This window comes from Gammaproteobacteria bacterium, from assembly GCA_028819075.1.
Classification (GTDB): Bacteria; Gemmatimonadota; Gemmatimonadetes; order Longimicrobiales; family Gaopeijiaceae; genus BD2-11.
Window position 1 is genome coordinate 1 of record JAPPMM010000037.1, and the last position, 26,036, is coordinate 26,036.

Annotated in this window: 16 protein-coding genes; 9 read left to right on the forward strand and 7 right to left on the reverse strand. The window is 68.2% G+C overall.

The features are described 5' to 3' along the window. Window positions 1-24: 24 nt before the first annotated feature. From OXU32_08100 to OXU32_08115, 4 genes are all read right to left on the reverse strand, one after another. Window positions 25-669: an Ig-like domain-containing protein gene (locus tag OXU32_08100; protein MDE0073928.1), complete on the reverse strand. Its 645-nt coding sequence runs from the start codon at window positions 667-669 to the stop codon at window positions 25-27. A 440-nt stretch (window positions 670-1,109) separates the two neighbouring features. Beyond that, on the reverse strand, window positions 1,110-1,277 hold the full coding sequence (locus tag OXU32_08105) for a hypothetical protein (protein ID MDE0073929.1): 168 nt from the start codon (window positions 1,275-1,277) through the stop codon (window positions 1,110-1,112). A gap of 429 nt (window positions 1,278-1,706) precedes the next feature. Beyond that, a complete protein-coding gene (locus tag OXU32_08110; GenBank protein ID MDE0073930.1) occupies window positions 1,707-7,016 on the reverse strand; it encodes a carboxypeptidase regulatory-like domain-containing protein in 5,310 nt (1,769 codons plus the stop codon). Between the two features lie 126 nt (window positions 7,017-7,142). Further along, window positions 7,143-8,294: a tyrosine-type recombinase/integrase gene (locus OXU32_08115; protein ID MDE0073931.1), complete on the reverse strand. Its 1,152-nt coding sequence runs from the start codon at window positions 8,292-8,294 to the stop codon at window positions 7,143-7,145. 242 nt (window positions 8,295-8,536) lie between these two features. Between OXU32_08115 and OXU32_08120 the strand changes: the two genes are divergently transcribed. From OXU32_08120 to OXU32_08150, 7 genes are all read left to right on the forward strand, one after another. Then, complete coding sequence (locus OXU32_08120) at window positions 8,537-10,771, forward strand: Ig-like domain-containing protein (GenBank protein MDE0073932.1); 2,235 nt, start codon at window positions 8,537-8,539, stop codon at window positions 10,769-10,771. A gap of 85 nt (window positions 10,772-10,856) precedes the next feature. Continuing rightward, window positions 10,857-11,144, forward strand: a complete 288-nt coding sequence (locus tag OXU32_08125; GenBank protein MDE0073933.1) for a hypothetical protein — start codon at window positions 10,857-10,859, stop codon at window positions 11,142-11,144. A 4-nt stretch (window positions 11,145-11,148) separates the two neighbouring features. Continuing rightward, complete coding sequence (locus OXU32_08130) at window positions 11,149-12,471, forward strand: YncE family protein (protein ID MDE0073934.1); 1,323 nt, start codon at window positions 11,149-11,151, stop codon at window positions 12,469-12,471. A gap of 18 nt (window positions 12,472-12,489) precedes the next feature. Beyond that, window positions 12,490-12,759 carry a hypothetical protein gene (locus tag OXU32_08135; GenBank protein ID MDE0073935.1) on the forward strand — a complete coding sequence of 90 codons (270 nt, stop codon included), beginning with the start codon at window positions 12,490-12,492 and terminating at the stop codon, window positions 12,757-12,759. Window positions 12,760-12,805: 46 nt separating this feature from the next. Further along, entirely contained in the window at window positions 12,806-17,263 is a 4,458-nt protein-coding gene (locus OXU32_08140) for a hypothetical protein (protein MDE0073936.1), read from the forward strand. 173 nt (window positions 17,264-17,436) lie between these two features. Next, window positions 17,437-17,718: a hypothetical protein gene (locus tag OXU32_08145; protein MDE0073937.1), complete on the forward strand. Its 282-nt coding sequence runs from the start codon at window positions 17,437-17,439 to the stop codon at window positions 17,716-17,718. A gap of 5 nt (window positions 17,719-17,723) precedes the next feature. Further along, on the forward strand, window positions 17,724-18,125 hold the full coding sequence (locus OXU32_08150) for a hypothetical protein (GenBank protein MDE0073938.1): 402 nt from the start codon (window positions 17,724-17,726) through the stop codon (window positions 18,123-18,125). 39 nt (window positions 18,126-18,164) lie between these two features. Here OXU32_08150 and OXU32_08155 read toward each other — a convergent pair whose 3' ends face one another. After that, a complete protein-coding gene (locus tag OXU32_08155) occupies window positions 18,165-18,734 on the reverse strand; it encodes a cytochrome c (protein MDE0073939.1) in 570 nt (189 codons plus the stop codon). Beyond that, on the reverse strand, window positions 18,731-19,996 hold the full coding sequence (soxC, locus tag OXU32_08160; GenBank protein MDE0073940.1) for a sulfite dehydrogenase: 1,266 nt from the start codon (window positions 19,994-19,996) through the stop codon (window positions 18,731-18,733). The genes OXU32_08155 and soxC overlap by 4 nt, the downstream gene beginning before the upstream one ends. A 212-nt stretch (window positions 19,997-20,208) precedes the next feature. Between soxC and OXU32_08165 the strand changes: the two genes are divergently transcribed. Together OXU32_08165 and OXU32_08170 are read left to right on the forward strand one after the other, a co-directional pair. Further along, window positions 20,209-23,598 (forward strand): PDZ domain-containing protein, encoded by a 3,390-nt coding sequence (locus OXU32_08165; GenBank protein MDE0073941.1) that lies wholly within the window; start codon window positions 20,209-20,211, stop codon window positions 23,596-23,598. Beyond that, a complete protein-coding gene (locus OXU32_08170) occupies window positions 23,595-24,899 on the forward strand; it encodes an MFS transporter (protein MDE0073942.1) in 1,305 nt (434 codons plus the stop codon). The genes OXU32_08165 and OXU32_08170 overlap by 4 nt, the downstream gene beginning before the upstream one ends. On the opposite strand, the gene OXU32_08175 is transcribed toward OXU32_08170, so the two are convergent. Continuing rightward, window positions 24,826-25,983 carry a hypothetical protein gene (locus OXU32_08175; GenBank protein ID MDE0073943.1) on the reverse strand — a complete coding sequence of 386 codons (1,158 nt, stop codon included), beginning with the start codon at window positions 25,981-25,983 and terminating at the stop codon, window positions 24,826-24,828. The genes OXU32_08170 and OXU32_08175 overlap by 74 nt on opposite strands. Between the last annotated feature and the right edge of the window lie 53 nt (window positions 25,984-26,036).

Sequence of the window (26,036 nt, forward strand, 5' to 3'; positions counted from 1 at the left end):
TGTAAACCATTGGCATAGAGTGCTTTACAAGAGAATATATGGTTCCGGCGGGATCGGACCCGCCAGCGCGTTGGCGCGCAGGTTCAGCGACGTCAGGCCCGAGAGGCTCCCCAGTTCCGGCGGGACCGGGCCCCGCAGGCCGTGCCGCAGCCACTCGCCGGTTTCCCCCTCCCGGCGGCCGCCGAGGTCCAGGCGGGCGACCCGGCCGAAGGCGTCTGTCTCCACCCCACGCCACTCCTCCAGCGGCCCGTCGCCCAGCCAGTTTTCGTCGTCGGCCCAGTTCGGCCCGTCCGTCGCCGCGTGGAGCGCGGTCAGCACCGCCCGGTCCCCATGCTCCACCGCGACCGTCACCGTCGCCGTGCCCGCCACCGCGCCGACCGTCGCCGCGACCGTGGTCGTCCCGTTGCCGGCCGCCGCCACCAGCCCCGACGCGCCGACCGTTGCGACCTTGGGGCGCACGCTCGTCCAGATCACCACCGCCCCGGACATCGTCCGCCCGTTGCCGTCGAGCACGCGCGCGTTCAGTTGCGCGGTCGCGTCCGGCGCTGTGAGCGACGCGGCCTCGGGCGTGACCGTCACGCTGGCCACGCGAAGCGTCTCGGACGGAAGGCGCGTGGCGTCGTCGCCGCACCCCGACGCCCACGACGCGGCCGCGCAGATCGCCAACAACGGGATGCGAGTCCGCGTGTGGTCGTTCGAAGCGCCATCGCTCTCTCGTTCCGTGCCTGCGGGATGAGTCGGCCCCGGCTCCGCGGCGGGGCCCGGGCGTCGTTCGACGAACCGCGGTCCTCCCCGACCGGGATTGGGTTGTTGTCGCCATTGCTGGTGTCTGCCTGCCCGCCTCGACGACCGCGGGACGACTCGCCGCGATTTCTTCCGCCGTTCGCCGTTGCCGTCCACGCAGCATCGAGTGGGTAGGCGCCGTTTGGGTGTCACGTTCCGCGTTGACACCGACCGTCGTGTTGACTTCGACGACCATGGCGTACGGGAGGAACACCGGCCCATTTCCTCCCGGTCATCACGGAGCGAACCCCCGCCCGGCGAACCGGACGGGGGGTTGCCGCCACCATCGGTCGGGCCGATGGGTTGGAGGGTTGGTTCGCCATCAATCAATGGGTGCCGCGGTGTGCTTCACCCAATCGCCACCCGTCCACTTTGGTGTCGACGCGAAGCTCGGCCACGGCCTTCAGCATGGCCAGGGTGATCGTGTATGCGGCAACACCGTCATCGTCCTCCCATGCGCCGGTGACCTTCAGGGTCCTCGCTGGAACCGTCAACGCTGGCCGGGAGGTTGATGTCGAACGCCGCCGAGCTCCACCGGCCGAAGCCCGCCGTCCCTCGGCAACGCTCCCTGCCATGGTGGGCTGGCCGTGTGGAATCATTGGCATTGCCCGGGAACACGAGTCATTCCCACTTCCTTCTCGGTGGCGTCCACCGGGACGTTGACAGGGCGATTCGGTGCTCCAGCGCCGGGCCGCCCGGGCCGAACCACTTAGGGGAAGGGCCACGGGGCGGAATCGGAGCGTTGCATGGCTGGACTCCACGGTGCTCTCGGTAAATGCGCCCCCGCCAGAGTCCTTTCCCTCGGGCTCGTGGATCCAGATTCGTGGATCTCGGCCCGCGCCTCGCGGCAACGGGAGACTCTGACGGGGGTGGTTCCCCCGGCCTGATCGGAAGCGTGATCCGATCAGGCCGGGGGGTTGGGGTTAGGAGCTTGCGGGGGTTGCCGTGGCGGACGCCACAGTACCCTCACCGGCGGCACTCACTGCCCGAACCTCCACGGTGTACTCCGTGGCGTTCACCAGAGAGGGTGTGCCAGTAGCCGTCGTGACCGTCGTGATGGCCTGGGGCGAGGTCGCCGACTTCCAGCCTTGGGTCGCCGCGTCTGCTGCAGGAGCCCCGTCCGAGGTCACGTAGGTGCGGTACTGGTAGCCGGTAATAGTTGATGTTCCGGGACTCTCCGGGATGATCCAGTGCGCAGTGATTGATGCGTCACCCGCATCCAGCGTGAGATTCCTCACCGCACCGGGCACCTCGTCGTCATCCGTGATGGTCAGGTCGGGGGCAGCGACCGGGTCCCGACCGGCGGCTTCTGACTCAGCCAGCATCATGTCCACCACGATCGTCTTATCGCCATCGGCCACATCGTCTACTGCCGTAAACTCGATCGTTGCGCTGGGGGCGGTGGTGGGGCCCGCCGGTATTTCGACTTCACTCTGGAACATCACCGCGTCGGCGTTACCCTCTTCGCCGTCGCCGTCCACCGAGACCGAGACTCTCACCGTGAAGCCGCTTGTTGTCGTACCGGATGCCGTGATGGTCAGGGTAGACTCGCCGCCATCTTCGTCAATCGTGCCGGCGCTCCATGTACCCGTAACCGTCGGCCACGGCGTTCCGCTGACGCTTACCGCTTCGCTAAACACATCGCTTCCGTCGGTCGGGTCCGTTGCCTTGGCGCGCACCCAGTACGTGTACTCCGTTCCGTCCGTCCCGACAGTCGCTGCGTGCACTTCGTGCATGTAACCTGTTGTGACGTCCGTCCAAGTTTCCGTGTCGTCGGCGCGGATCTGGTAGCCGAGGGCCTGCAGGCCGGCCTCTATGGTCGCCGAAGGGCTCCAGCCAACCGTCAGCTGTCCCGATCCGGACGACGTCGCATACAGACTTCGCGGGACGCTCAGCCGTACCGTGCCCCGCGTCACCGTCACCGTGTAGGTCTTGGTGGCGGATCTGTCCTCGGAGGTCAGCTTAATCTCGATTACGTTGGAGCCGACAACCAAATCGACCACATACACGCCGTTGGCGCCCGTCAAGGAGAGGCGTCCGTCGGCGGTGATCCTGGTGACTTCGATAGTGGCCCCAGTAGGCGTCCCCAGCCCCATCATGATGCTGGCGACATCGTTGCCGACGTTAGCCGTGTACGTCCCCACAGTGCTGCTGAACGCCGGGGTCAGCGTTCCTTGACTCAGCGTCAAGCTGCCCAGCGAGGCGTCACTTGAGGGTTTGTACGGCTTGCTCGTCCTATCGATGCTTGACGTCGCGGCATGCTTCATCCACTCGCCGCCGTCGACTCTGGTGTCGACGCGGAGGGCGCGCACGTTCCTCAGCTGCTCCACGCTGAGCTGGTAGGTATCACCCGAGTCGTCGTCAGGCCATCTGCCACCGCCGCTGCTGAGGTTGTATCCCCCCATCTTCCACTGGCCGAAATCGGTTTTTCCTGGGGTAGTGTTTCTCGTTATGCCAGGCTGAGCATGGGGGCTGCCATCGAAGACGACCCATTCCCATGTTCCCGTTGTGGCAGGGACTTGGACTTCCAGGGCGATCCGGTGCTCCAACGCCGGGCTACCCGGTCCGGACCAGGAAGCCGTGATGGTATGGGCATTGGGGGCGCTTGAGCCTGAGGTTTCGGTGACGTTGATAGCCGCCTTGAGGCCCGTGACACCCGACGGCACGGCGGCGAGGTCCACCTTGGCGCTGGTGGCGGTGGCGGAGGTTCCGTCCGCCCCATTCACGGAGATTCCGACCTTGACCCCGATCTTGCCATAGTCCTTGGCGCGAGTAGCGGGGATGGTGTACGTGGTCGTCCGTTTGTGCGTTACGCTCACGCCGTCGGTCGCCGTCGTTGTGGCGGCCGGTGTGGAGGCTTCGCCGCTGGCATCAGCGCTGGTTGTCAGGGTGGGCGCCGCACCAGCACCACCTGCGGCGGAGTACGCTCCGGAAGCACTTCTGGTGTCGTGCTCCCACTTCACCTCGACGACATTCGTCGGCTCGCCGTTGACGAGGGAGCCAACATAGGGGTCCGTCACCTTCTTCCGCGTCACGCTGTTGATCCTCGGCTGGACGCTGTGCCCGCTGAAGGTGCCGAACTGCAACACCTGTCCGGGGATGACGGCGATCGCACCGCCGGGTCTGGTTGCCGGCGCATCGAACCAGACGTAGTTCATCGCGTCCAGCAGATTCTGGTAGTTCGTAGTGGAGTAGTCCGCCTGCTTGAGTGCCCGAGGCTCGGCCTCGAGGTAGACCGTGCCGCTAAGCGTCGGCACGAAGACGCTGAACGTCCCGGTCTCCGTGGTCGTCACGGCATACAGGGAATCCTCCTTCTCCATGGCCGGGTCGTCGTACGCCGTGACCGTAACGTCGCTCATGGACACGTTGCCGCCCGGAGCAGTCACCCTGCCGGTAATCTCGGTGGCCGCGTAGCCTGTGAAATTGGCGGTCGGGTTTGTGCTAGCCAGAGCCGCTACGGGCGTCGATGGCGGGATGAAGTGATAACCGGACTTGCTCGCACTCACCGTCACGAGCGGGTCGTTGTTCGGCTGGATTGGGACAAGCGCCGTGTAGGTGCCGTCGTCTCCCGTCAGGAGCTGCCCCTTCCTGGAACCGCTCGGCAAGCCGTTGAGCGGATTCTTGCCGTCCACCTTGATCCGCACGCCCTTGATTGGTGCGTTGGTCCCGGATTCCGTGACCGTGCCGGTGATCGCGACGGTGTTGTTCGCGCCGCTGAGAGCGAAGTCCCATCGACTGACCGAGTTGGCCGCGAACCCGGGGACTTCCGTGTCCGGGTTGTTCGTGGAATCCGCCTTGGTCTCCGGGTATCCCGCCCTCGCGGTGTTCACGAAGAGCTGCCTCCGCACGTGGGAGATGCCGGACACGATGTAGCGGCCCAGGTGGTCGGTGGTGGCCGTCATGCCGTTCACGGTTACGGTCACGCCCTCCAGCCCGGCGTTGTCGATGTTGCGGACGAAGCCGTAAAGGGTGGCGGTCGTGGGCCTGACGTCGATGTGGACGTCCGTGCCGTGGCCTCCCGCCCCAAGCGGGCTGAGTGGGCCGCTGTCGCCGCTGGCGCTGGCGCGCGCGTCACCCACCATGCCCGCCCATCCATCCGGAAGACCGAGCGCGTAGGCGCCGGCCGCCATGGTGCCGAAGTTGTGGTCCGTGCGCTCGTCGATTTCTGTCGTCGGGTCGTTGCTCGACGCGGTGGTGAACTCCCGTCCGACACCCGCGAGGTTCTTGCCGTCGACCGGGTCGAGGCTGACGGTGATCCCCGATTGACGCACGTCGCTGGGGTGGTTCTCACGGAACCCGACGCCCGACTTCCTGACACCGTTCTTCGACACGTTCGCGGTCACACCGTGCGTGGTGACCACTGCGAACGAGCCGCACTTGCCGAAGTCCTGGCCCGTGGGCTCGACCTCCGTCAGCGGACAGAGCGTCACCGTGTGCCCCGAGCCGCCCATCGCGCCGAACGCACCGCCCATCACGCCGTTCTCTTCCATGTTGCGATAGGTGTCGATCCGGTCGAGATCCAGCAGCATGTAGCCGTCCCGGGCGTCCGCCCGAACGACGATGTCCATGTTCGCCGGCAGGTGCGAGAAGGTGTACGCGCCCCTGCTGCCGCCCGAGTTCGCCCTGGCGTCCCAATCATCGCTGGAGATCGGACTGGTGAACCTGCCGCCGCTCCCGGTCGCGTGCCGGACCTCGAGATCGACCAGCCCTGCCGCCCTGGCGTCGCCGCCCAGGACGTTGCCCGTGTAGCCGCGGACCTGGTCGCGCTCGTGGTGCACGTAGACCTTCAGCGTCTGCGTCGTGTAGGTCACCACGATCGGGTCGGCGTCCATGTTGCCCGCCAGCGAGAGGCCGGTGTGCACGTACCCGCCGCCGGACGACTCGTACATTTCGCCGCCGTCCAAGGCGTCGTCCTGGTCGTCGGCGACCGCGAACGAGAAGCTTGCCGGGACCGCATCAACGGTGGTCGTGAACGTCACGGTGCCGTCGTCGCCCAACTCGTCCGGGCCATCGCCCATCAAGGCCCAGCCGGCGAGCGGTTCGCCGCCGCCGTAGTCGCCACGATCGACCGTCGCGCCGCTGATGCTCACGTCGACGTTCAGGTTGACGATGTCGTTGGAGTTCGCACCCGCGGTCGCGAACATCTGCGGATCCCACGATACGGCCGTCATGCCGTCGGCCACATCGTAGCCCTCAGCGGAGACGCCCGCGTTGACCATGTTCCCGCTGGTCATGGCGCGCGCGACCTTGATCACCGCAGAGCCGTCGTCGTCGGTCGTGCCGCTGCCGACGTTGGCGCCGCCCGTGCCGTAGAGCGTGACCATGGCGCCGGGAAGCGCGTCACCCATCTCGTCACCGCTCCTCAGCGACACCGAGAAGTTGACCGTCGTGTGCGTGATGTCGAACGGAACGGCCTGCGACTTGCGCTCGCCAACTCCGAGGGCGAAGGCGTAGCCCGTCCCCGGTCCGCCGTACGCAACGTCGTTGGCCGCGAGCGCGGCTGCAGCCGTGGCGTCGATCGGCACGACCAACTGGTAGGAGCCGGCGCGCAGACCCGGGAATGAGAAGGAGCCATCCGGGCCGGTCGCGCTCAGCCGCTGGTCATTGACACCCGGGCCCACCAGCGCCACCGGAATATTGGCTGCCGGCAACGGGTGCTCGCCCGCGTCCATCATGTCGTTCTTGTCCAGCTCGTCCAGGAACGCCTGACCGGAAACGCTCGCGGTGCGCGCGTGCTGGCCCTCGAAGTTCACAATCTGTGAATCGTCGTCGCCGACCGTCCTGTCCTGGCTCATCGAGTCGAACACATAGGCGGGGTCGTCGACCGCGATCGTGACCGTGTAGTCGCCCGCCGCTAGGCCCGAGAAGGAGTACTGGCCGCCCGCGTCGGTCGTCTTGGTGCCATCGGCCGCGCCCGACAGCGTGACCGCGATGCCGTCGAGGCCCATGCCCTCGACGCTCACCCGGCCGCTGATGCCGGAAGTGCGGAGGAGGACGCCCGTGAACGACACCGTGCCCGTCTCGTCGAGATCCACGCTCACATCCTGGGACGTGGCGGCGAACTCGTAGTCGCGGGTGTCGAAGTCCGAAATCGAGACCGTGTAGTCGCCGGGGCGCAGGTCCTCGAACCTGTACATGCCGTCGGCGTCGGTCATCATGGTGAAGTTCTCGTCCGAGGGACCGCCGATCAGCGTCACTGTAACGCCGGCAAGGCCCTCGCCCTCGATGACCACCTGACCCTCGACTGCAGAGGTACGGATATAATGGCCGACACCGACTATTGGTAAATCACGATATCACAACGTTATACGACTATACTCCTGGGGCGATTATCACTATGGTTATGCGCACACCCGCGGTCACCGCAGGTAGTCTGCCCATGCCTCCATTACCTTTCGGCGCCGCTCGAAGAGGTCGGATCGGAGGTATGCGCCTTCGACACCCTTGACCGCATGCGCAAGCGCGGATTCGGCGACCTCGCGGGGTACGCCGTGCTCGGCGCACCAGTCGCGGAACGAGGAACGGAAGCCGTGCGGAACGGCTCCGATTTCAAGGCGTCGGCAGAGCAGAGAGAGCGTGTTAGCGGTCAGCACGCGGCGGGCCGGGGAGGGGAATACCAGGTCGGATCCGTTGCAGCGGCGGCGCGCCTGGGTGAGCACTTCGAGAGCACGTGAAGACAGCGGCACCCGATGCTTGCGTCCCATCTTCATGCGGTTGCCCGGCACGGTCCAGGTAGCGGCCCCGGCGTCGATGTCCGCCCACCTCGCATTCCGAACCTCGCCTGATCTGGACGCGGTCAGAACGAGAAACTCGAATGCCAGTTTCGTCAGGGGTTGTGACGTACTCGCACGCACTCTGGCCAGCGCCCGGGCAACCTGCGCGTGGGGCAGTGCAGGATGGTGGACGACCGGCACCCCGTTCTTCGGAAGTGCCGCCGCGATGGTGTCTCCGGCCGGATTCCCCTCCCGGTACTCCTTCGCGACGGCCCACCTCATCACCGCCGAAATCCGGTTGCGCACCCGCGTCGCCGTCACCCGCTTCTCGTTCCAGATCGGCAGCAGGACGGCCATCACGTCCGTCGTCGTGATCTTGTTCACGGGCTTGTGCCCGATCTTCGGGTAGGCGTAGTCGCGCAGGCTGGTCCTCCACTGCTCCTCGGTGTCGCCACCCGGCTTCCAGTTCGCCCTGTGGATCGCGATCACCTTCTCGGCGGCTCGCGCGAAGGTCGGTATGCCGTCGCTCCTGGGGTCCATCCCCCGCGCCAGCGCCTGCCGATTCCCCAGCGCCTTGGCTCTCGCCTCCTTCAACGTCACCACCGGGTACGCCCCCAGACCCATGTTCACGGCCCTGCCGTTGATGTAGAGACGCTGCGCCCACGTCCTGCTGATCCGTCCCGTCGATGTGGGCTTGACCAGCAGCGACAGCCCGTAGCCTCCGCGTCCGTCCCCGTACCGGCCCGGTCGCCGGACGGTCTTTACGAAACCTGCGTTGAGCTTCCTGGGTCGTTCCATCTTGGTATCCTGTCCGTTATCACGTTTTGGGGTTTGCACCATTCGGGCACAAACGCCCCGTGTCAATCGGCGCCAGGATGTCAGGCATGCCGTCGCCATCGAGCCGTCGCCCTCGGCGAGGGGTCGACAAGCGGATCTCCCGGCTTCGGTCGTCCTTGCAGGTTGGTGAGACGAATCGCTAACATCTCGCTCCCGTGATCGATTAACTCGCGTTTTGCTCGCAATTATCAGCGTTTCGTGACATGAGTGGACACATTCTCCTTCGGTGGGGCGCGAGAGGACGGGAACGGCTGAGCGCGGGCTTCGCCATCCCGGGGATGGCCGTCGCGGGGATCGCCATGCTGGTCCTGTCTTGCGGCGATGGTGCCCTCGAGCCCCCTCCGCCACCGCCGGCTCCCGTGGCCACCACGGTGACGATCAACCCGGCCTCCGCCACGCTGACCGCTCTGGAGGAGACGGCCCGATTCACCGCCGAGGTACGCGACCAGAACGGGCAGGTGATGGCGGGCACCGCGGTCGCGTGGGCGAGCAGCGACGCTTCGGTTGCGGCGGTAGACGCCTCCGGGCTGGTGACGGCCGTGGCCAACGGCACGGCCACGATGACCGCGGCATCGGGGAGCGCCCGGGGCACCGCCCGAATCACCGTCGACGCCCCACCCAACGTTCCGCCTTATCACGGGACCGTCTTCCTGGACCCGGATATCATTGTTCCATCGGATCCGACGGATTTCGTGGGTCTCGAGGCGGCTGGCCGCGGCGAACGGCTTGTCTATGACCGACGGCCCGCGGCGTGGATCACGATCCAGGCCTACCTGTTCGACGCCACGTTCGCCAATGGCCTCTCCGCCGAGTTTCAAGTCAATCCGGAGTTCGGCACAAGGGCGGAGGCCGAAGCCGCAGCCCGCGAATACGCCTCCGCGATCGGCCAGATGCCGGCCGCACTGCGGGACGACGTGGACGCCGTCTGGATACATCGGGGCGATGAGGCGTTCGGAGGAGGAAACCGCTCCCTGCTCGTGCATACGGATCGCGGTGAACAATACCGGCAGCAGGGATTCCTCCCGGAGGTGTTCATACACGAAGGTGTCCATACGTCGCTCGATTCGACGCATGCGGCCGCGCCCGGCTGGCTGGCGGCGCAAGCAGCGGACCCCACGTCCATCTCGACCTATGCGCGGGACTACCCGGGCCGCGAGGATCTGGCCGAGAGCTTCAGCGCCTGGTTGGCCGTCAGGCACCGCGGCGACCGCATCACCGCGGGCATGGCCGACACAATTGCGGCGGCGATCCCCCACCGGCTGGTCTACTTCGACAGCCTGGACCTCAACCTCTGCCCCGTTGTCACCGGAGGCGCGTGCGGGGCGCGGGCGCGGTGGACGCTGTCAGGCACCGTCAGTCACGGATGGGCCGACCCCGAGTCGGGGCCCTCGGTGGCGAACCCCGGCGGCCGAATCGTCGGTGCCGTCGTTGAAGCCGTCGACGGGCCCGATGCCGGACGACAGGCGACCACCGACGATCACGGTCGCTACGTGCTGGAATCCCTGGAGGAGGCGCAGTTCACCGTTCGCGCGGCGGCGGAGGGGTTTGCGTCGGTCGACCGAACCCTGGACATGGTTTCGGACACGGCTTTGGCGTTCGCCATCTCGCGTGAGCTATCGCCCCGGAGGCCCCCGGCCCCGTTCCCCGACACGGATCCCGAATGGCTCCAGACACTGTCCTCCGACTATCCGCACGTGCATCACGTCGCCAACGTGCGCGTATTCTCCGACATAAGCCCTACCTTCAGCGAGGAGCATGCGGAGCATCTGGGCCGGGTGTGGGACTTCTTCGACGCCCTCTACGCCGAGAACCGCGGCCGCTACATTGATGCCTACTACACAGCGGATTCGACCGTCTTCAAGAAGGTTGTGCCGCACTGTCCGACGATCTTCATCCCCGGCGCCAGAAACGTCACGGCCTGCTATCTGGACTACCCGCGCTGGTTCATCATGCCGTACCAGATCCCGGACCTGGGCACTCAGCTACATGAGGTGGGCCACGACTTCGTCTACGCGACATGGCCACAGGCGTGGGACACCTCCAAATGGTTTGTCGAAGGGACGGCCATGTACTTCGAGGGCGGTGTGTTCACCGACGGCGGTTCGCTCCGGGTCCCGGCGCCATACTCCTGGTGCAACGTTCTCTTCCAGCGGTTTGACCGGGAAGACCGTCTCATGTCCCTCGGACAGCTCCTTCGTCTCAGTGGCGATGCCTTCCTTGCGGACAACTGGCGCACCTACTCGCAGTCGTGCATGCTGTTCGACTACCTGGAGCGCCATGAGCCGGGCGTTCTGTACGCGCTCATCCAGCGCATCAACGCTGGCCAGATTGCCTCCAACGACCAGTTGATCGCCGCACTCCTCGAACTGACCGGGAACACGGTCAATGAGCTTGAGGAAGCCTACGAATCCTATGCGCGAATCGCCGGCGGAAGGTGAGAACTACTGCGTTACTGCCAGCCCCATTCTGTGGCGGTTTCGGGCGTTGCAGGCCAGATTGGGGAACGCACCGGAGGCATGAAACGTGATCGATTCCGATACAGCCAGAGCAGCCACCACATCCGCATGGATGAAGGACTGGGGACAGTTCGTCATGCTGCTGCTGGCGCTGGGAGGCTTCTACGGGTTCATCCGATCCGACCTCCGGGAGGGCCTCGCCCAGGTTCGTGGGGAGGTCGGTCAGCTTCGTGGGGAAGTCGCTCAGCTTCGTGAGGGCCTCGCTGAGGTTCGTGAGGGCCTCGCACAGGTTCGTGAGGATGTCGCTCACTTGGAGGGATACGTCCGTGGTCGGCTCGGTGACGAGCCAGGCTAGGGGCATGGACGTTTTCCGCCGATCGCTGCGGCATGGGAGGCTGATGGCGGGGCGTGGCTTCGGCGGTCGTCGGGCAGCGTTCGCGTGTGCGGTGCTGGCCGCGGTTTTCGTGCATCCCGGCGCGCGTGCCGCCGCCCAGGAGGCCTCCCCGGAGCCGATGGAGTACCGCCTCTACGTGGCCAACGAGTCGTCCGACATCGTGAGCCGGGTGGTGTTCCGGCCCGGCGCCGGCGCGGAGGTGGAGAAGGAGATCCCGGTCGGGATCATGCCGGCCGACAACGACGGGGCGCACGGGCTCACAGTCTCGCCGGACGGGGCCTTCTGGTACCTCACCATCGCCCACGGCACGCCCTACGGGTACGTGTGGAAGTTCGCGACCGGGGCCGACACCCTGGTCGCGCGGGCGGAGCTGGGGCTCTTCCCGGCCACCATGGGCGTCACCCCCAACGGCCAGTTCCTGGTGGTGGCCAACTTCAACCTGCATGGCGACATGGTGCCCTCGGACCTGTCGGTGGTCTACACCCCCACCATGACCCAGCTCTCGCGCGTCACCACCTGTCTCATGCCCCACGGCAGCCGGGTGAGCGCCTCGGGCGGGCTCCAGTATTCGGCGTGCATGCACTCCGACCAGTTGGTCGAGTTCGACCTGACCACCCTGGAGGTGAGCCGGCGCTTCTCGCTGGCGCCGGGCCGCGAGGGTCCGCTGGATGCCCGCGACCAGGGGATGGGCCGCCACGTAATGGTCATGAGCGGTGCGGAGGCCGCCGGCCCGGCGGGCGCTGCGGGTCCCGGGGCTGCGGGAACGGAGCCGGGACAGGCGTCGTCCATGCGCGACGACACCAGCATGGGGCGCATGGCGGGGATGGCCGACGCCGTGTGTTCGCCCACTTGGGCCGAGCCGGGCGCGGGCGCGCTCGCGGACCGGGTGGTCTACGTGGCCTGCAACCGCAACGACGAGATCCTTGAGATCGATGCCGGGGACTGGACCGTGCGCCGGCGGTTCTCCACGGGGACGGCCCCGTACAATCTGGACGTAACCCCGGACGGTTCGCTGCTGGTGGCCACCCTGAAGGGCGAGCAGGCCGTCGCCGTGATCTCGCTGGAATCGGGGGAGGAGCTTGCCCGGATTGCGACCACCCGGCCCATCACCCATGGCGTGGTGACGAGCCCGGACGGACGCTACGCCTTCGTCTCCAACGAAGCCATCGGCGCGACGCCGGGCACGCTCGATGTCTTCGATCTGTCGGCGCTCGAGCGGGTGGCGAGCGCCGAACTGCGCTACCAGCCCGGCGGGATCGACTTCTGGCGGGCCACGGCGGTCCCCTGAAGCGAAGGAGCTGGCCGGATGAAGCGTCTGATACCGATGGGCATCGCAGCGGCCATCCTCATCTTCCTCGGATACGTGATGTATTCGTCCATGGCCCCGGCCGACGTCACCTGCGAGGTCTGCCTGGTCTTCGACGGCGAGGAGGTGTGCCGCATGGGCGCCGGCCCCGATGCCGGGGCCGCGGCCAGGGTCGCGCAGGAAAGCGTCTGCGGGGGCAACGAAATGGGCATGATCCTCGCCGAGCGGTGCCGGGCGCGCCCGCCGGCGCGGATGACATGCTCGCCGTAACGGGGCTCGCGAGCGCACCGCGGGGGCGGGCGCCTTTCCGACACGGGTGAGGCGGCTTCGCGCCCTTCCCGTTCTCGCGCTCCTGGCCTGGGCGTCGGCGGCCTCGGGCCAGCAGGACGATCCCGGCGGACGCTGGGAGTTCTTCCTCGAACAGCGCCGTTCCCCCGGCTTCCCCGGGTGGGGCGCCCGTCTCCAGGTGGCCCGTGAGAGCGTCCTCCGGCGGGCCGTGCTTCGTCTCCCGCCGGGCGCGGCCGCCGCGCGCCTGGGGGCTTCGGACGGCTGGGAGCCGCTCGGCCCCGAGATCATCGAGTCCTACGCCATCTCCACGGGACGCGTATCGGCGGTAGTCCTCCATCCCGCGAACATGGACGTGATCCTCGCGGGCGGGGCGCAGGGCGGGGTGTGGCGCACGGAGAACGCCGGCGCCGCCTGGCGGCCCCTCACCGACCGGGAGTGCTCGCTGGCGATGGGCGCCCTCGCGCTCGACCCGGTCGACCCGGACATCGTCTACGCGGGCACCGGGGAGCAGCACTTCTCCGCCGACAGCTACTACGGCTGCGGGATTCTGCGCTCCGCGGACGGGGGCGAGAGCTGGACCCGGCTGGGCGAGGGCGTGTTCACCGGCCCCATGGGCGGGACTACCATCTCGCGCGTCGTGGTCGACTCGGCGACTGCGGGCACGCTGGACGCCACCACGGTCTACGCTGCCACCGAGGGCGGGCTGTTCATTTCGACCGATTCGGGGGTGGGCTGGACGCTGGCGCTCGACGGCGTGGTCACCGACGTGCTGGTGCATGCCGGCGCCCGCGAGACGATGTTCGCGGCGGTGGCCGAAGGGGAGGAAAAGCGGGGCCACGCCACCCTCCACTGGTCCGACGACGCCGGTTGGACGTGGCGCGAGGTCGATCCGGGGCTCGGCATGCTGCCCTGGCGGGCGCAGTTGGCGCAGTCGCGCTCGAATCCGGACGTCGTCTACCTGTCGGCCGGGGAGAGCGAGGCCGCGATCATCGCGCGCAGCACCGATGGCGGCGAATCCTGGAGCCGGATGCCGGCCGTGGGCCTGCGCTGCGGGCAGTGCTGGTACAACCAGTCGCTGGAGGTGCATCCCACCGACCCCGACGTGGTGTACTTCGGGGGCGTGATGCTGTACCGATCGGACAGCGGCGGCGCGACCTTCTCGACCCTCGGCCGCACGGACATCCACGTCGATCAGCACGTCCTCACCGTCGATGCGCGCGCGCCCGACATGCTGCTGGTGGGCAACGACGGCGGCGTCTACCGGAGCCTGGACCGGGGCGACACCTGGGAGAGCCTCAACACCAACCTCTCCCTGACCCAGTTCTACGCCGGGGTCTCCATTCATCCGCGCGCGGAGGCGGTCTCGGTACTCGGGGGCACGCAGGACAACGGGACCATCGAGGGCGACGGCGACCTCTCCTGGCCGCAGGTGATGGGCGGCGACGGCGGCTTCACCGCGCTCGACCCGCGCTTCGACCGCAGGTGGGCCGAGACCCAGTGGCGGGGCGGGACCGGAGGGCCGAGGCGCTCCGACAACGGCGGCTCCTTCCGCTACCGCGGCCGCGGCATCGATCTCGGCGACGATGCGCTCTTCATCCCTCCGCTGGTCATGGATCCCTTCGACCCGGACCTCCTCTACTTCGGGACCGAGCTGCTGTACCGGACGGTCGACGGCGGCGGACTATGGGAACCGATCGCGGAAGCCCCCGCGGGGAACATCTCGGCCATCGCGCCCAGCCGCTCCGATGCGCGCGTGCTGTATTTCGGGACGTCCGAATCGGACATCGTGGTGACCCGGGACGGGGGCGCGACGTGGCGGCCGGTCTCGGCGTCGCTGCCCATGCGCTACGTGAGCGACATCGCGGTGCACCCGCACGACCCCGCGACCGCCTACGCGGTGTTCTCGGGCTTCGGCACGGGCCACGTCTTCGTCACCCGCGACTACGGCGCGTCCTGGGCCGATATCACCGGCGACCTGCCCGATCATCCCGTCAACGCGGTGCTGCTCGATCCCGCGGAGCTGTCCCGGATCTACATCGGGACGGACCTGGGCGTGTTTTCTTCGATGGGCGGCGGGGGCTGGGTCCGCCTGGGCGAGGGATTGCCGATGGTCGCGGTGTTCGACCTGGCGGTGGAGCCGGCCGCGGGCGTCATGGTGGCCGCGACCCACGGCCGGGGCGCGTTCGCCCTGCCGGTGGCCGCGCCGCTGGTGGCGGAGACCCGGGGCGAGCGGCGCATCGTGGTCGCCCGGGGCGGCGACCCGGTGGAAGGCGGCGCGCCGGTGCGCATCTACGGCACCGGGTGGCCGGCGGCCCGCTGGGAAGCGCGCGCCGCGGACGGCGGGTGGCTCGAGCTGACGCGGGCGCAGGGCGGCGCGCTCGACTCGGTCGGATGGCGCATCGACCCCGGCGACCTCCCACCCGGGGAGTACGTCGATACGGTGACGGTGGTGGTGGCCGGGGCGGGGGCGGCGGCGGCAGTGGAGTTCCGGGGCGATGGCGCAGGTGGCGCAGGGGCTCGAGCCGGTGGGGCTGCGGGGGCGGCCGTGCTGCCGGTTCGGCTGGTCGTGCGGGCGGTGAACACGCTCGCGTTCTCTTCGGCGGGGCGCTACACCGAGGTTCCGGTGGGCGCGACCGGGGAGGTGGCCGATTCCGCCGAGGTGGCGGTCGCCGGGCCCGCGCCCGCGCAGGTGGCGTGGCGCGCGACCCATGGGGCGTCCGCGTGGCTTGAGCTGATCGACTCGGCCGGCACGGGCCCGGGTCGCGTCCGGTGGACACGGCGGGTGGAGGGCCTCGCGGCCGGCCTGTACCTGGACACCATCCGGGTCGCGGGAGACGGTCCGTACGTGACTCCCGCCACCCTCGTGGACTCGCTCCGGGTGGCGGCCGCGACCACCGTGACGGTCGCGGGGCGGGGCGGGGCGGCGGCCACGCTGGCGGGGGTCGCCCAGCCCCTGGTGGACACTCTGGTCGTGGAGGTGGGGGGGTACGGGTCGCGCACCGCCACCTGGACGGCCGTGCACGGAGGGTCGCCGTGGCTCGAGCTGGTCGTGGCGCGCGGGGTGGCGGGGGGCGGGGTGGTGGTGCGCCGCACCCCCGGCGACCTCGGCCCGGGCACATACGTCGACACGATCCGCATCCGGGTGGAAGGTGGCACCACCGCCCGGTCGGTCGTGGTGGTCGACAGCCTGCTGGTCGGGGAGGACCTCACGGTCGAGGCGGCCATAACGGCCGTGTTCGGCGAACACGACCTGGACGAGGTGCAGGCCCGAGCGCTCGACCGCCTCGGAAACCGTGACCGAACCTACGACCTGGGTGATGCGCTCTCCTGGGTCGCCCGCTGCGGCCGCGGCGGGGCGGGGTGTGGGGTGGGGGGGACGGCCGCCGCCCCGCCCACGACGCTGCCGCCGAGCCACCGTTTTCCGCTCTCGCACATGCATCGCCGGTCGACGGACGCGAGACGAAACAGGTATCGATCAGCAAATCGCTTACAACAACTGTATCGATCACCAAAACGTTTACAACAACTATATCGATCACCAAAACACTTACGTTTTCGGTATCGAACCCAATACCGTCTTACGCTCCTGCTCGCCGCCGCCATCGCCCTGGGGTGTGGCGGGGACGACGTGGTGGAGCCGCCCGTCGCGACCAGCGCCGTGGTGGTCCCCGCCGCGGTGAACCTGGTCGCGCTGCAGGAACGGGCCGGCTTCCAGACGACCATCCACGACCAGAACGGACAGGTCATGCCGGGCGCCCCAGTCACCTGGTCGACCAGCGACCCGTCGGTCGTCACGGTGGACGCTGCCGGCACGGCCGTCTCGGTCGGCAACGGGCGCGCCCAGATCGCCGCCGCAAGCGGGAACGCCATGGCATCCGCCTCCGTCGTCGTCGCGCAGCGCGGCGCGGTGGTCGAGGTCGACTGGGGTGGCCCCCGCCTCCTCCTCGGCGAGTCGGTGCAAGCGACCCTCCCGGTGGCGAACGACCCGAACGGACATCGCGTCGCCCCGGCCCGCATCGCCTGGACCACCAGCGACCCCGCGGTCGCGACCATCGACCCCGACGGATGGGTGCGCACCGTCGGGCCGGGACAGGTCCGCATCGAGGTCGACGTCGGCGGCTTCGTCGCCGCGCAGGACTACTCCGTGGAACTCGACCCCGGTTTTCTCGAAGTCGCACTGACCCTGCCACCGAACGCTCGCGACATCGGCGCCCATCTCAGCATCGAAGCGCCCATCGACATCCCCGGCATCGAAGGCCCGGCCATCGACTCCGTACGCGCCGCGGACTATGAACTGTACCGCTCCCGCGCCACCGCTCCGACCCAGGTCATCATCGCCGGGCCCCTCTCCTCGGGTCCGGTTCTCGAGTTCTGGGTGCCCCACCGTCCCCTCGTCGCCCAGTACCGCGTACAACTGTTGCAAATAGCGGGAGAAGACTATGCCCTCAAGGACCTTGCGGGCTATTCCGCCCTCATCTCGCCCTGAGACCCGCCCCGATCATCCCATGCTCCCATGGCGCCGCCCGCGCCCCGGTGTCACCTTGGACTGCGAGGTGCCGCACACAAGGCATTGGATCGAGTTGGCTCTCTCGATCGGCGATCAAGGCTCTAGCACCTGCGTGACTCCATCCGTCACTTGAACCTTGAACGGGAGGACGCATGAAGCTGAGCCAGGAACTGATCGCCATTCTCGCCGTCGGCGCTGCCCTGATGGGCTTGCAGTTCATCCTGTTCGTCAGCCTGCGCGGTGACATGGCGAGCATGGAGACCCGCCTGCGCGGGGAGATGAACGACTTGCGCGACGAGATGCGCGGCGAGATGAACGTCCTCCGCGAGGACGTCCGCCACGACATCGACGCCCTCAGGATCGACATCCAGGACATCCGCGAGGACGTCCGCCAGTTGCGCGACAAGCTGCTGGTGCCCGCGGGGGGCGTATGAAGCGCATGAAGCTGAGCCAGGAGCTGATCGCCATCCTCGCCGTCGGCGTGACGCTGACGGGCTTGCAGGTGACCCAGTTCGTCAGCCTGCGCGGCGAGATGGGTGAATTGCGCGGCGAGATGGGGACGATGGAGGCGGGCCTGCGCGGAGACATGGTGAGGATGGAGGCGGGCCTGCGCGGAGACATGGCGAGGATGGAGGCGGGCCTGCGCGGAGACATGGCGAGGATGGAAACGCGCCTGCGCGGAGACATGGCGAGGATGGAAACGCGCCTGCGCGGCGAAATCAACATCCTGCGCGAGGACGTCCGCCACGACATCGACGCCCTCAGGATCGACATCCAGGAGATCCGCGGGGACGTCCGCCAACTGCGCGACGCGCTGCTGGTGCCCGCGACGGGCGGGTGATGGCGCCTCCTGCGCCCCGCTGCCCGGCGAGCGTTCCCGCTAGCGGATGACGGTGCCCCCCGTCCGATCATCGGGCACGAAGCGGTCCCGATACGGCATCTCCACCGCCGGCAGCGTCTCGGCGTTCATCACCGCGTCCTCGGGCACGAGGTCGTTCAGGTAGAGGATGTACGCGATCACGGCGTAGGTCTCGTCCGCGGTCATGGTGCCGGGGGTGAGCTGGGGCATCGCCTTTACGGTGTAGTCGTAGAGAGTGGTGGCGTAGGGCCAGTAGCCGCCGACGGTGCGGCCGGCGGGCCACTCCTCCCACGGCTCCTGCGTCACCAGCACATCGTTGGGCCCCTCGGTGCCGGTGGGGCCGTGGCAGGCGATGCACTGCATGAGGTAGATCTGTTCGCCCTCGGCGACTGTGCCGCTTCCGGGCGGCAGCCCCTCCCCGTCGGGCTTCACGTCGATGTCCCACATGGCGACGCGCTCGGCCGACGCCGGGCTGCCGAAGCCGAAACGCTCCGGGGGCTCGGCGCCGTCAGCGGAAGCCCCGGCCGACGAAGACCCGGCGGGCGCGCAGCCGACGGCCAGAACCATGGTCGCCAGCGCGAGCCGCCTCATACCAGGTCTCCCAGGCCGAAGGTGACGGTGCCGTTGGACCCGACCTTCCAAACCCTCTGGTGATTGTGGTGGTACGACGTGCGCTCGCCGCGCGCCTCCCAGAGCTGCTGCACCGTGGGCTGCACGTAGCCGGTCTCGTCGACCGCGCGGCTAATCAGCAGGCTCTCGCTGCCGTCCCAGTTCCAGAGATGGCGGAATCGGACCGTCGACTTGGGCAGGATGGGCTCCTGAAGCTCGGCCTCGGTCCAGCTTTCGCCGCCGTCGGTGCTGATGTCGACGCGTGTGATGCGCCCGCGTCCCGTCCACGCGAGCCCCTGGATCTCCCACCATCCCGGCTCGGGCAGCGTGTAGGGATACGCGGGGAAGGTGATGGTGGACTTGGCGTCCATGAAGAAGCTGAACTGGCGGGAAAGTCCGCCCTTGAGCGGGTCGGTGTAGCGGGAGGTCTCGTCCCGGGTCATGGTCGGGCGGTCGGTTACCTCGATGCGCCGCAGCCACTTGACGCTGGCGTTGCCCTCCCATCCGGGCAGGAGCAGACGCAGCGGGTAGCCCTGCTCGGGTCGGATGGCCTCGCCGTTCTGCCCGTAGGCGAGAAGGGCGTCGTCCATGATCTTCTCCATGGGCACGCTGCGCGACATGACCGCGGCGTCGGCGCCCTCGGCCAGGATCCAGGTCGCGGCCGGGTCGGCGCCCACCTCGTTCAGGATGGTCTTGACCGGAACGCCCACCCACTCGCTGGTGCTGAGCAGCCCGTCGAGGGCCTGGGGGGTGATCTCGACCGGCATGCGCTCGCGATTGTAGGCCCCGCCCCCGTTCCCGGAGCACTCGAGGAAGTAGGTGCGCGCCACCGATGGGTAGCGCTTCAGGTCGGCCATCGAGAAGACCATCGGGCGCTCGACCATCCCGTGCACCAGCAGCTCGTGACGGCCCGCGCGGATGTCGGGGATGCCGGCGTGATGGCGCTCGAAGTGCAGGTCCGCCGGCGTGATGGTGCCCTGCAGCTCCTGCAGCGGGCTGCGCGACGAACTGGAGAGCGTCTGCGAGCGGGTGAGACGCCGAGGCCGCTCCTCGGGCGCGCGCACGCCCACCTCGGAAGTGAAGCGGCCCGGGACCTTGGTGGGGTCGTCGGGCGGTGTCGGGGCCTCCTGCGCCACCAGCTTGACGGCGTCGGCCTTCGTCTTGATCAGGCCCGCGGCCACGGCCCCGGAAGTGGCGGCGATCCAGGTGCGGCGAGAGATGGGGGAGCGGCTGTTCGATGCCATCTCAGGTTCCCTCCGAACGGTGGTTTGCGATGCGACAGAACCTCGTAAGCCAGCCTACGGCGGGACGGACGGGCAGGCAAGGAACCGGGGGGGTAGCTCCGCGGGGGTAGGCGACGGTGGCGCCCGCTCGCCGCTCCCACCTTGCGCCCCGCCCGCCACGTGCGAGCTTGCCAGGTGTCGCCCTGATTCATCGCGCACCCGGAGCCGGTTCCATGTTTCGTACCCCTGCCGTCACCGCCGATCCCACGACGCGGAACGCCGCGCGCGTTAGCCCGCGCGCGCTTTCTTCCCGTTTTCGCATCCTGATGTCCTGCGCCCTGCTGGGAGCTGCGGTCGCCGCCGTCCCGCCGCAGCATGCCGCCGCCCAGGGCACCCGCTTCCTGCGCCAGCCGGACGTGAGCGCGACGCACATCGTCTTTGTGCACGCCAACGACCTGTGGCTGACGGGCCGCGACGGGGGCGATGCGATGCGGCTCACCAGCTCCGAGGGCGCGGAGACCGACCCGGCCTTCAGCGCCGACGGGCAGTGGATCGCCTTTTCGGGACAGTACGGGGGCAACACTGACGTCTACCTGATGCCCGCCACGGGCGGCCAGCCGCGGAGGCTCACCTGGCATCCCGCGGAGGACTTGGTGCAGGGGTGGACACCGGATGGCGAGATCCTCTTCCAGTCGGGCCGGGACGCGGTTCCCACAAAGCTTTGGAAGTTCTACACGGTGCCGCCGGCGGGCGGGCTGCCGGCGCCGCTCGCGCTTCCGCAGGCCTACCTGGGCGGAATGTCGGCGGACGGGGAGTACATCGCCTACCAGGAGATCGGTTACTGGGACCCGGAATGGCGCAACTACCGGGGCGGGCAGGCGCAGCCGATCGGCATCGTCTCGACCGCCGACTGGGAGCGCGCCACGCCCTCGTGGGAAGGCGAGCGGCACATGGATCCGGTGTGGATGGACGGCGTGGTGTACTACATGTCCGAGCGGGACTGGGCCAGCAACGTGTGGTCGTACGATCCGCGCACGGGGACGGAGCGCCAACTGACACGGCACGCCGACTTCGACGTGAAGTCGCTCGGGGCCGGCGAAGGCGTGGTGGTCTACGAACAGGCGGGGTATCTGCACGAGCTGGATCCCGCGTCCGGGCGCACGCGCGCGCTCGAAATTCACGTGGCCGGCGACATGAACTGGTCACGGGCGCGCTGGGAGTCGGTTCCATCCGCCCAGATGCGCGACGCCCGCCTTTCCCCGACCGGCAAGCGGGCGCTTTTCGAGTGGCGGGGCGAGATCTTCAGCGTGCCCGTGGAGGAGGGCTCGTGGCGCAACCTCACCCGCACCCCCGGAGTGGCCGACCGCCATCCGGTGTGGTCTCCCGACGGGTCGCGCATCGCCTGGTTCAACGACGCGGCCGACGAGTACGCGCTCGTGGTCGCCGAGCAGGACGGGGCGAACCCGCGCCGCATCCGGATCGCCGAGCCCTCCTTCTACTTCCGGCCCGAGTGGTCGCCCGACGGGAGCAAGCTGGCCTTCACCGACACCCACTACCGCGTGCTGGTGCTGGATGTGGAGTCGGGCGAGGTGGACCACGTCGACACCGACCGCTTCGCCCACCCGCAGCGCACCATGAACCCGGTGTGGTCGCCCGATTCGCGGTGGATCGCCTACGCGCGCCGGCTCGACAACCAGTTGCGCGCGATCTTCGTGCACGACTCCGAGTCGGGCGAGACGCACCAGCTCACCGACGGCATGTCCGACGCCATCACCCCGGTGTGGGATGAGTCCGGGAAGTACCTCTACTTCCTGGCCTCCACCGACTACGGCCTGAACACCGGCTGGCTCGACATGACCTCCTACGACCGGCCGGTCACGCGCGCTCTCTACCTGGCGCTCCTGGACGAGGACGAGCCCTCGCCCTTCCTGCCCCGGAGCGACGAGGAGGCGGAGGATGACGAGGAGGGCGAAGAGGGCGGTTCGGGGGCCGGCGGCCAGGGGTCGGGTGACGGCGGAAGTGGCTCCGGGGGCGGTGCGTCCCGTTCCGGCCAGGACGCGCCCGCGGCCGTCTCGATCGACTTCGACGGCATCGCCCGCCGCATCATCGACGCGCCCGGACTGCCCCTGGAGGACTACGCGGGACTCGCGCCCGGGCCCGAGGGCACCGTGTTCGTAATGCAAGGCGGAGGCTTCGGAGGCGGGGAGCTGCTCAAGTACTCTGTCGAGGACCGCGAGGCCGAGGACTTCGTCGAGCAGGCGACTGCGGTCACGGTCTCCCACGACCGCGAGCACCTCCTCTTCCGGTCCGGCCCTGGTTGGCGGGTGGTGGGGACTGCCCGCGCTCCCGGCGGAAACGACGGCCGCCTCGACTTCGACGGAATGCGGGTGCGCGTCGAGCCCACCGCCGAGTACGCGCAGATGCTTCGCGACGGCTGGCGCTTCATGCGCGATTTCCTCTACGTCGACAACCAGCACGGGGCGCCGTGGGATGATGTTTGGGACTGGTATTCGGCGTGGCTCCCGGACGTACGCCACCGTTCGGACTTCAACCAGTTGTTGGACATGCTCTCGGGCGAGATCGCCGTGGGGCACTCGTATGTGCGCGGGGGCGACTATCCCGATCTCGACAACCCCCGCACCGGCCTCTTGGGCGCGGACCTGGAGGAGGACGGCGGCTTCTACCGCATCACCCGCATATACGACGGCGGTGACTGGACCCCCGGAACCGCCGGGCCGCTCTCCATCCCTGGCATGGACGTGTCGGAGGGCGACTACCTGCTTGCGGTGGACGGGGCGGAGCTGCGCGCGCCCACCAACCCCTACGCGCTGCTTGAGGGCACCGCCGGACGCACCATCACCCTGACGGTTGGACCCTCGCCTGCCATGGATGAGACCCGCGACATCATCGTGGAGCCCATCGGCAACGAGGGCATCCTGCGCCGCTGGACCTGGGTGGAGGCGAACCAGGCCCGAGTCGACGAGATGAGCGGCGGCCGGCTGGCGTACGTATGGCTCCCCAACACCGGACAGGGCGGATACCAGTATTTCAATCGCATGTACTACGCCCAGCAGGATCGCGAAGGGGCGGTCATCGACGAGCGCAACAACGGCGGCGGCTCGGCGGCCGACTACATCGTGGACATGCTGGACCGCGAGCTGACCGGTTACTTCAACTCGCGCGCGGGCGACCGCAAGCCGTGGACGCAGCCGATGGCCGGGCTGTTCGGCCCCAAGGTCATGGTGATCAACGAGCGCGCCGGCTCCGGCGGCGACCTGTTGCCCTACCTGTTCCGTTTCAAGGACGTCGGCCCCCTGGTTGGCACCAAGACGTGGGGCGGCCTTGTGGGAACCTGGGACACCCCGCCCCTCATCGACGGAGGCGGTTTCGTGGCCCCCCGGGGCGGCTTCTTCGACGTGAACGGCGAGTGGGCCGTGGAGGCGGAAGGCGTGGCGCCCGACATCGAGGTGCGCAACGACCCCGCGCCCGTGATCGCCGGCGGCGACCCGCAGCTTGAGGCCGCCGTGCATGAAGCCCTCCGCCTGCTCGAGACCGGAAAGGTCACCTTCGCGGACGAGCCCCCGCCCCCGGTGCGCTATCGGCGACCGGGGGGCGGCCAGTGAGCCGGCGAGGAGGCTCAGGATCCCAGCCCTCCGCGATCAGCCGCGCCGAGCGGGATGAGGCAGAGTCGACGCGCCGCCGCCAGGTCCGCTCGTGGGTGCTGTTCGATTTCGCCAACTCCATCTACCCGGCGGTCATGACCACGGCCGTCTTCCCGATCTTTTATGTCGGCACTGTGGTGGGGGGTGAAGGCGGTGAGGGAGAGCTGTGGTGGGGTTCGGCGGTCTCGCTTTCCGCGCTGGTCGTAGCCTTCTCGGCCCCGCTCCTCGGGGGGATCGCAGACCGCTGCGGGCTTCGCAAGCGCTTCCTCGCCGTCTATGTGGCGGTCTGTCTCGTCAGCGTGTCCCTGCTTGCCACAGTCGGTCCGGGGATGGTGCTCGCGGGCTTCATTCTGTTCGTGATCGCCAACATCGGTTTCGAAGGGGGGCTCGTCTTCTACAACGCCTACCTTCCGGACATCACCCCGCCCGAGGAGCGCGGTTCCGTGTCCGGCTACGGCTTCGGCTGGGGATACCTGGGGTCCGCGCTGGGGCTGATTCTGGCCCTGATCTTTATTCAGGTCCTCTTCCCGGGCCGCATCGAAGCCGTCTGGTTCCTGGTTGCGGGCTTCTTCCTTCTTTTCTCCATCCCCGCCTTCCGGAATCTGCCGTTAGACCAGGGCGGCGACATGCGAGTACGCGAGGCGGCGGTCTGGGGAACGCGACGCTTCCTGGTGACCGTGCGCGAGGTCTGGGCCCTGCGCGACATTCGTCGCTTTCTCACCTCGTATTTCTTCTACATTGACGGGATCCTGACGGTCATCGTCATGGCCGGGGTCATTGCCACCGCAACCTTCGGGTTCGACCAGACCGACACCATCATCCTCTTCCTCGTCGTACAGTTCTCCGCGATGGCGGGAGCGCTGACGCTCGCGAAGCCCACTGACCGGCTTGGCCCGAAGAAGGTCCTCACCGGAGTCCTGGTCATGTGGGTGATAGCCGGGATCGCCGCTTATTTCGTTCAATCGACCGCGGTCTTCTATGGGCTGGCCATCGTGGCCGGACTCGGCCTGGGTTCGGTGCAGTCGGCGAGCCGCGCCTATCTTTCCCTCATGATTCCGAGGGGCAGGGAGGCGGAGATATTCGGCTTCTACGCCTTCTGCGGGCGGACCTCGTCGGTGCTGGGACCCGTGCTCTTCGGCTGGGCCACCTTCCTCGCGGCAGGCAACCAGCGCCCCGGCTTCCTCGTGCTTACCGCCCTGATGCTGACCGGGCTTCTACTGCTGCAGCGGGTGCCGGATTCCCGGGTGGCGGGCCAAAGCTGAGCCCGCCGATGTCGTACCAGTCGATGCCGCGGTCCGGATAGCCGTCCGCGTCACCCGGACCGACCGGCCGGTCCACGAGCACGGCCAGCGTCGACCCGAGCACATCGAAGCCGACGGCGCGATGCCGCACGCGCACGGAACCCGCGAACTCGGTGCCGACGAAGACGTCGAAGTGCGAGAACTCCTCACGGTCGCGGTTGGTCAGCACCCAGAGACGGTCCTGGTCGTCGACCCAGTGGTGTTCGGAGTAGCGCTTGGGCGTGCTGCGATACTCCTCCAGTCGGCACGGTCCCCGGACGACCAGGCTCGACGGCGGTCCGCAGTTCTCCAGGTAGCGTTCGATATCGCTCTCCGAGGGATATTCGATCGTGTACAAGGAGGACCGCATCACAGTGCCAAAGTCGTCGTCCCGGTCGGCCAGATAGAACATCTGCCCATCGCACAGGCGGAAATACATGCCGCCGGACGACAGTCTGACCGCGCCTTCCAGCCCCTCCGGATAGGCGAAGCCCTCCGCGACCTCCGGCATCCGGCATCCGGTCCCTGCGGCCATGTCATTGGGGAATATCCTCTCCCAGACGATGTCTCCGGTCTGCACATCGACGTCCAGGTGCCGGTTCTCCCATGTTTCCCCTGTCCAGTTGAAGTCTTCGCTCGGCAGCACGGAGTCGAACGGCCCGGATGGCTGGAGACGGCTCGGCAGGCGAACATCGAATATCCAGTCCCCCGACGGTTCGAACACCAACATGTGACGCCTCACGATCGCTACCACGCCGATCGTCCCGTCGGGTCCTCGCACAATGCTCGATGGTTCGCTCGGGAATTCCCCCGGGCCCTGGCCGCGCCGGCCGAAAACCGCGGTTCGTCCGCCGTCCCGCGCAATGCAATGAACACGATTGTCGTAGCTCTCGATCACGCACACGGTGCCCTCGGTCGGCAGCGCGATATCTCCACCGAGCGACAAGGGGGCTCGGGCGGACGCGACCGGGGTCAGTTCGGCGACCTGGGCCTGTGCCCCGGACGTCCAGCCGAGGGCCGGGAACACGAACAGAGCGATCACCAGTTGGATGTTGAATGTCTTCATTTAATGCTCCCTCCTGGCCAGATCATCTCTTGGCCCGACCTTCCGGGGTCAGA

Coding starts and splice junctions, on each gene's coding strand:
- OXU32_08115 (MDE0073931.1), bottom strand. CDS start 8,294: ATGGAACGACCCAGGAAGCTCAACGCAGGTTTCGTAAAGACCGTCCGG.
- OXU32_08120 (MDE0073932.1), top strand. CDS start 8,537: ATGAGTGGACACATTCTCCTTCGGTGGGGCGCGAGAGGACGGGAACGG.
- OXU32_08130 (MDE0073934.1), top strand. CDS start 11,149: ATGGACGTTTTCCGCCGATCGCTGCGGCATGGGAGGCTGATGGCGGGG.
- OXU32_08135 (MDE0073935.1), top strand. CDS start 12,490: ATGAAGCGTCTGATACCGATGGGCATCGCAGCGGCCATCCTCATCTTC.
- OXU32_08145 (MDE0073937.1), top strand. CDS start 17,437: ATGAAGCTGAGCCAGGAACTGATCGCCATTCTCGCCGTCGGCGCTGCC.
- OXU32_08150 (MDE0073938.1), top strand. CDS start 17,724: ATGAAGCTGAGCCAGGAGCTGATCGCCATCCTCGCCGTCGGCGTGACG.
- OXU32_08155 (MDE0073939.1), bottom strand. CDS start 18,734: ATGAGGCGGCTCGCGCTGGCGACCATGGTTCTGGCCGTCGGCTGCGCG.
- soxC (MDE0073940.1), bottom strand. CDS start 19,996: ATGGCATCGAACAGCCGCTCCCCCATCTCTCGCCGCACCTGGATCGCC.
- OXU32_08165 (MDE0073941.1), top strand. CDS start 20,209: ATGTTTCGTACCCCTGCCGTCACCGCCGATCCCACGACGCGGAACGCC.
- OXU32_08175 (MDE0073943.1), bottom strand. CDS start 25,983: ATGAAGACATTCAACATCCAACTGGTGATCGCTCTGTTCGTGTTCCCG.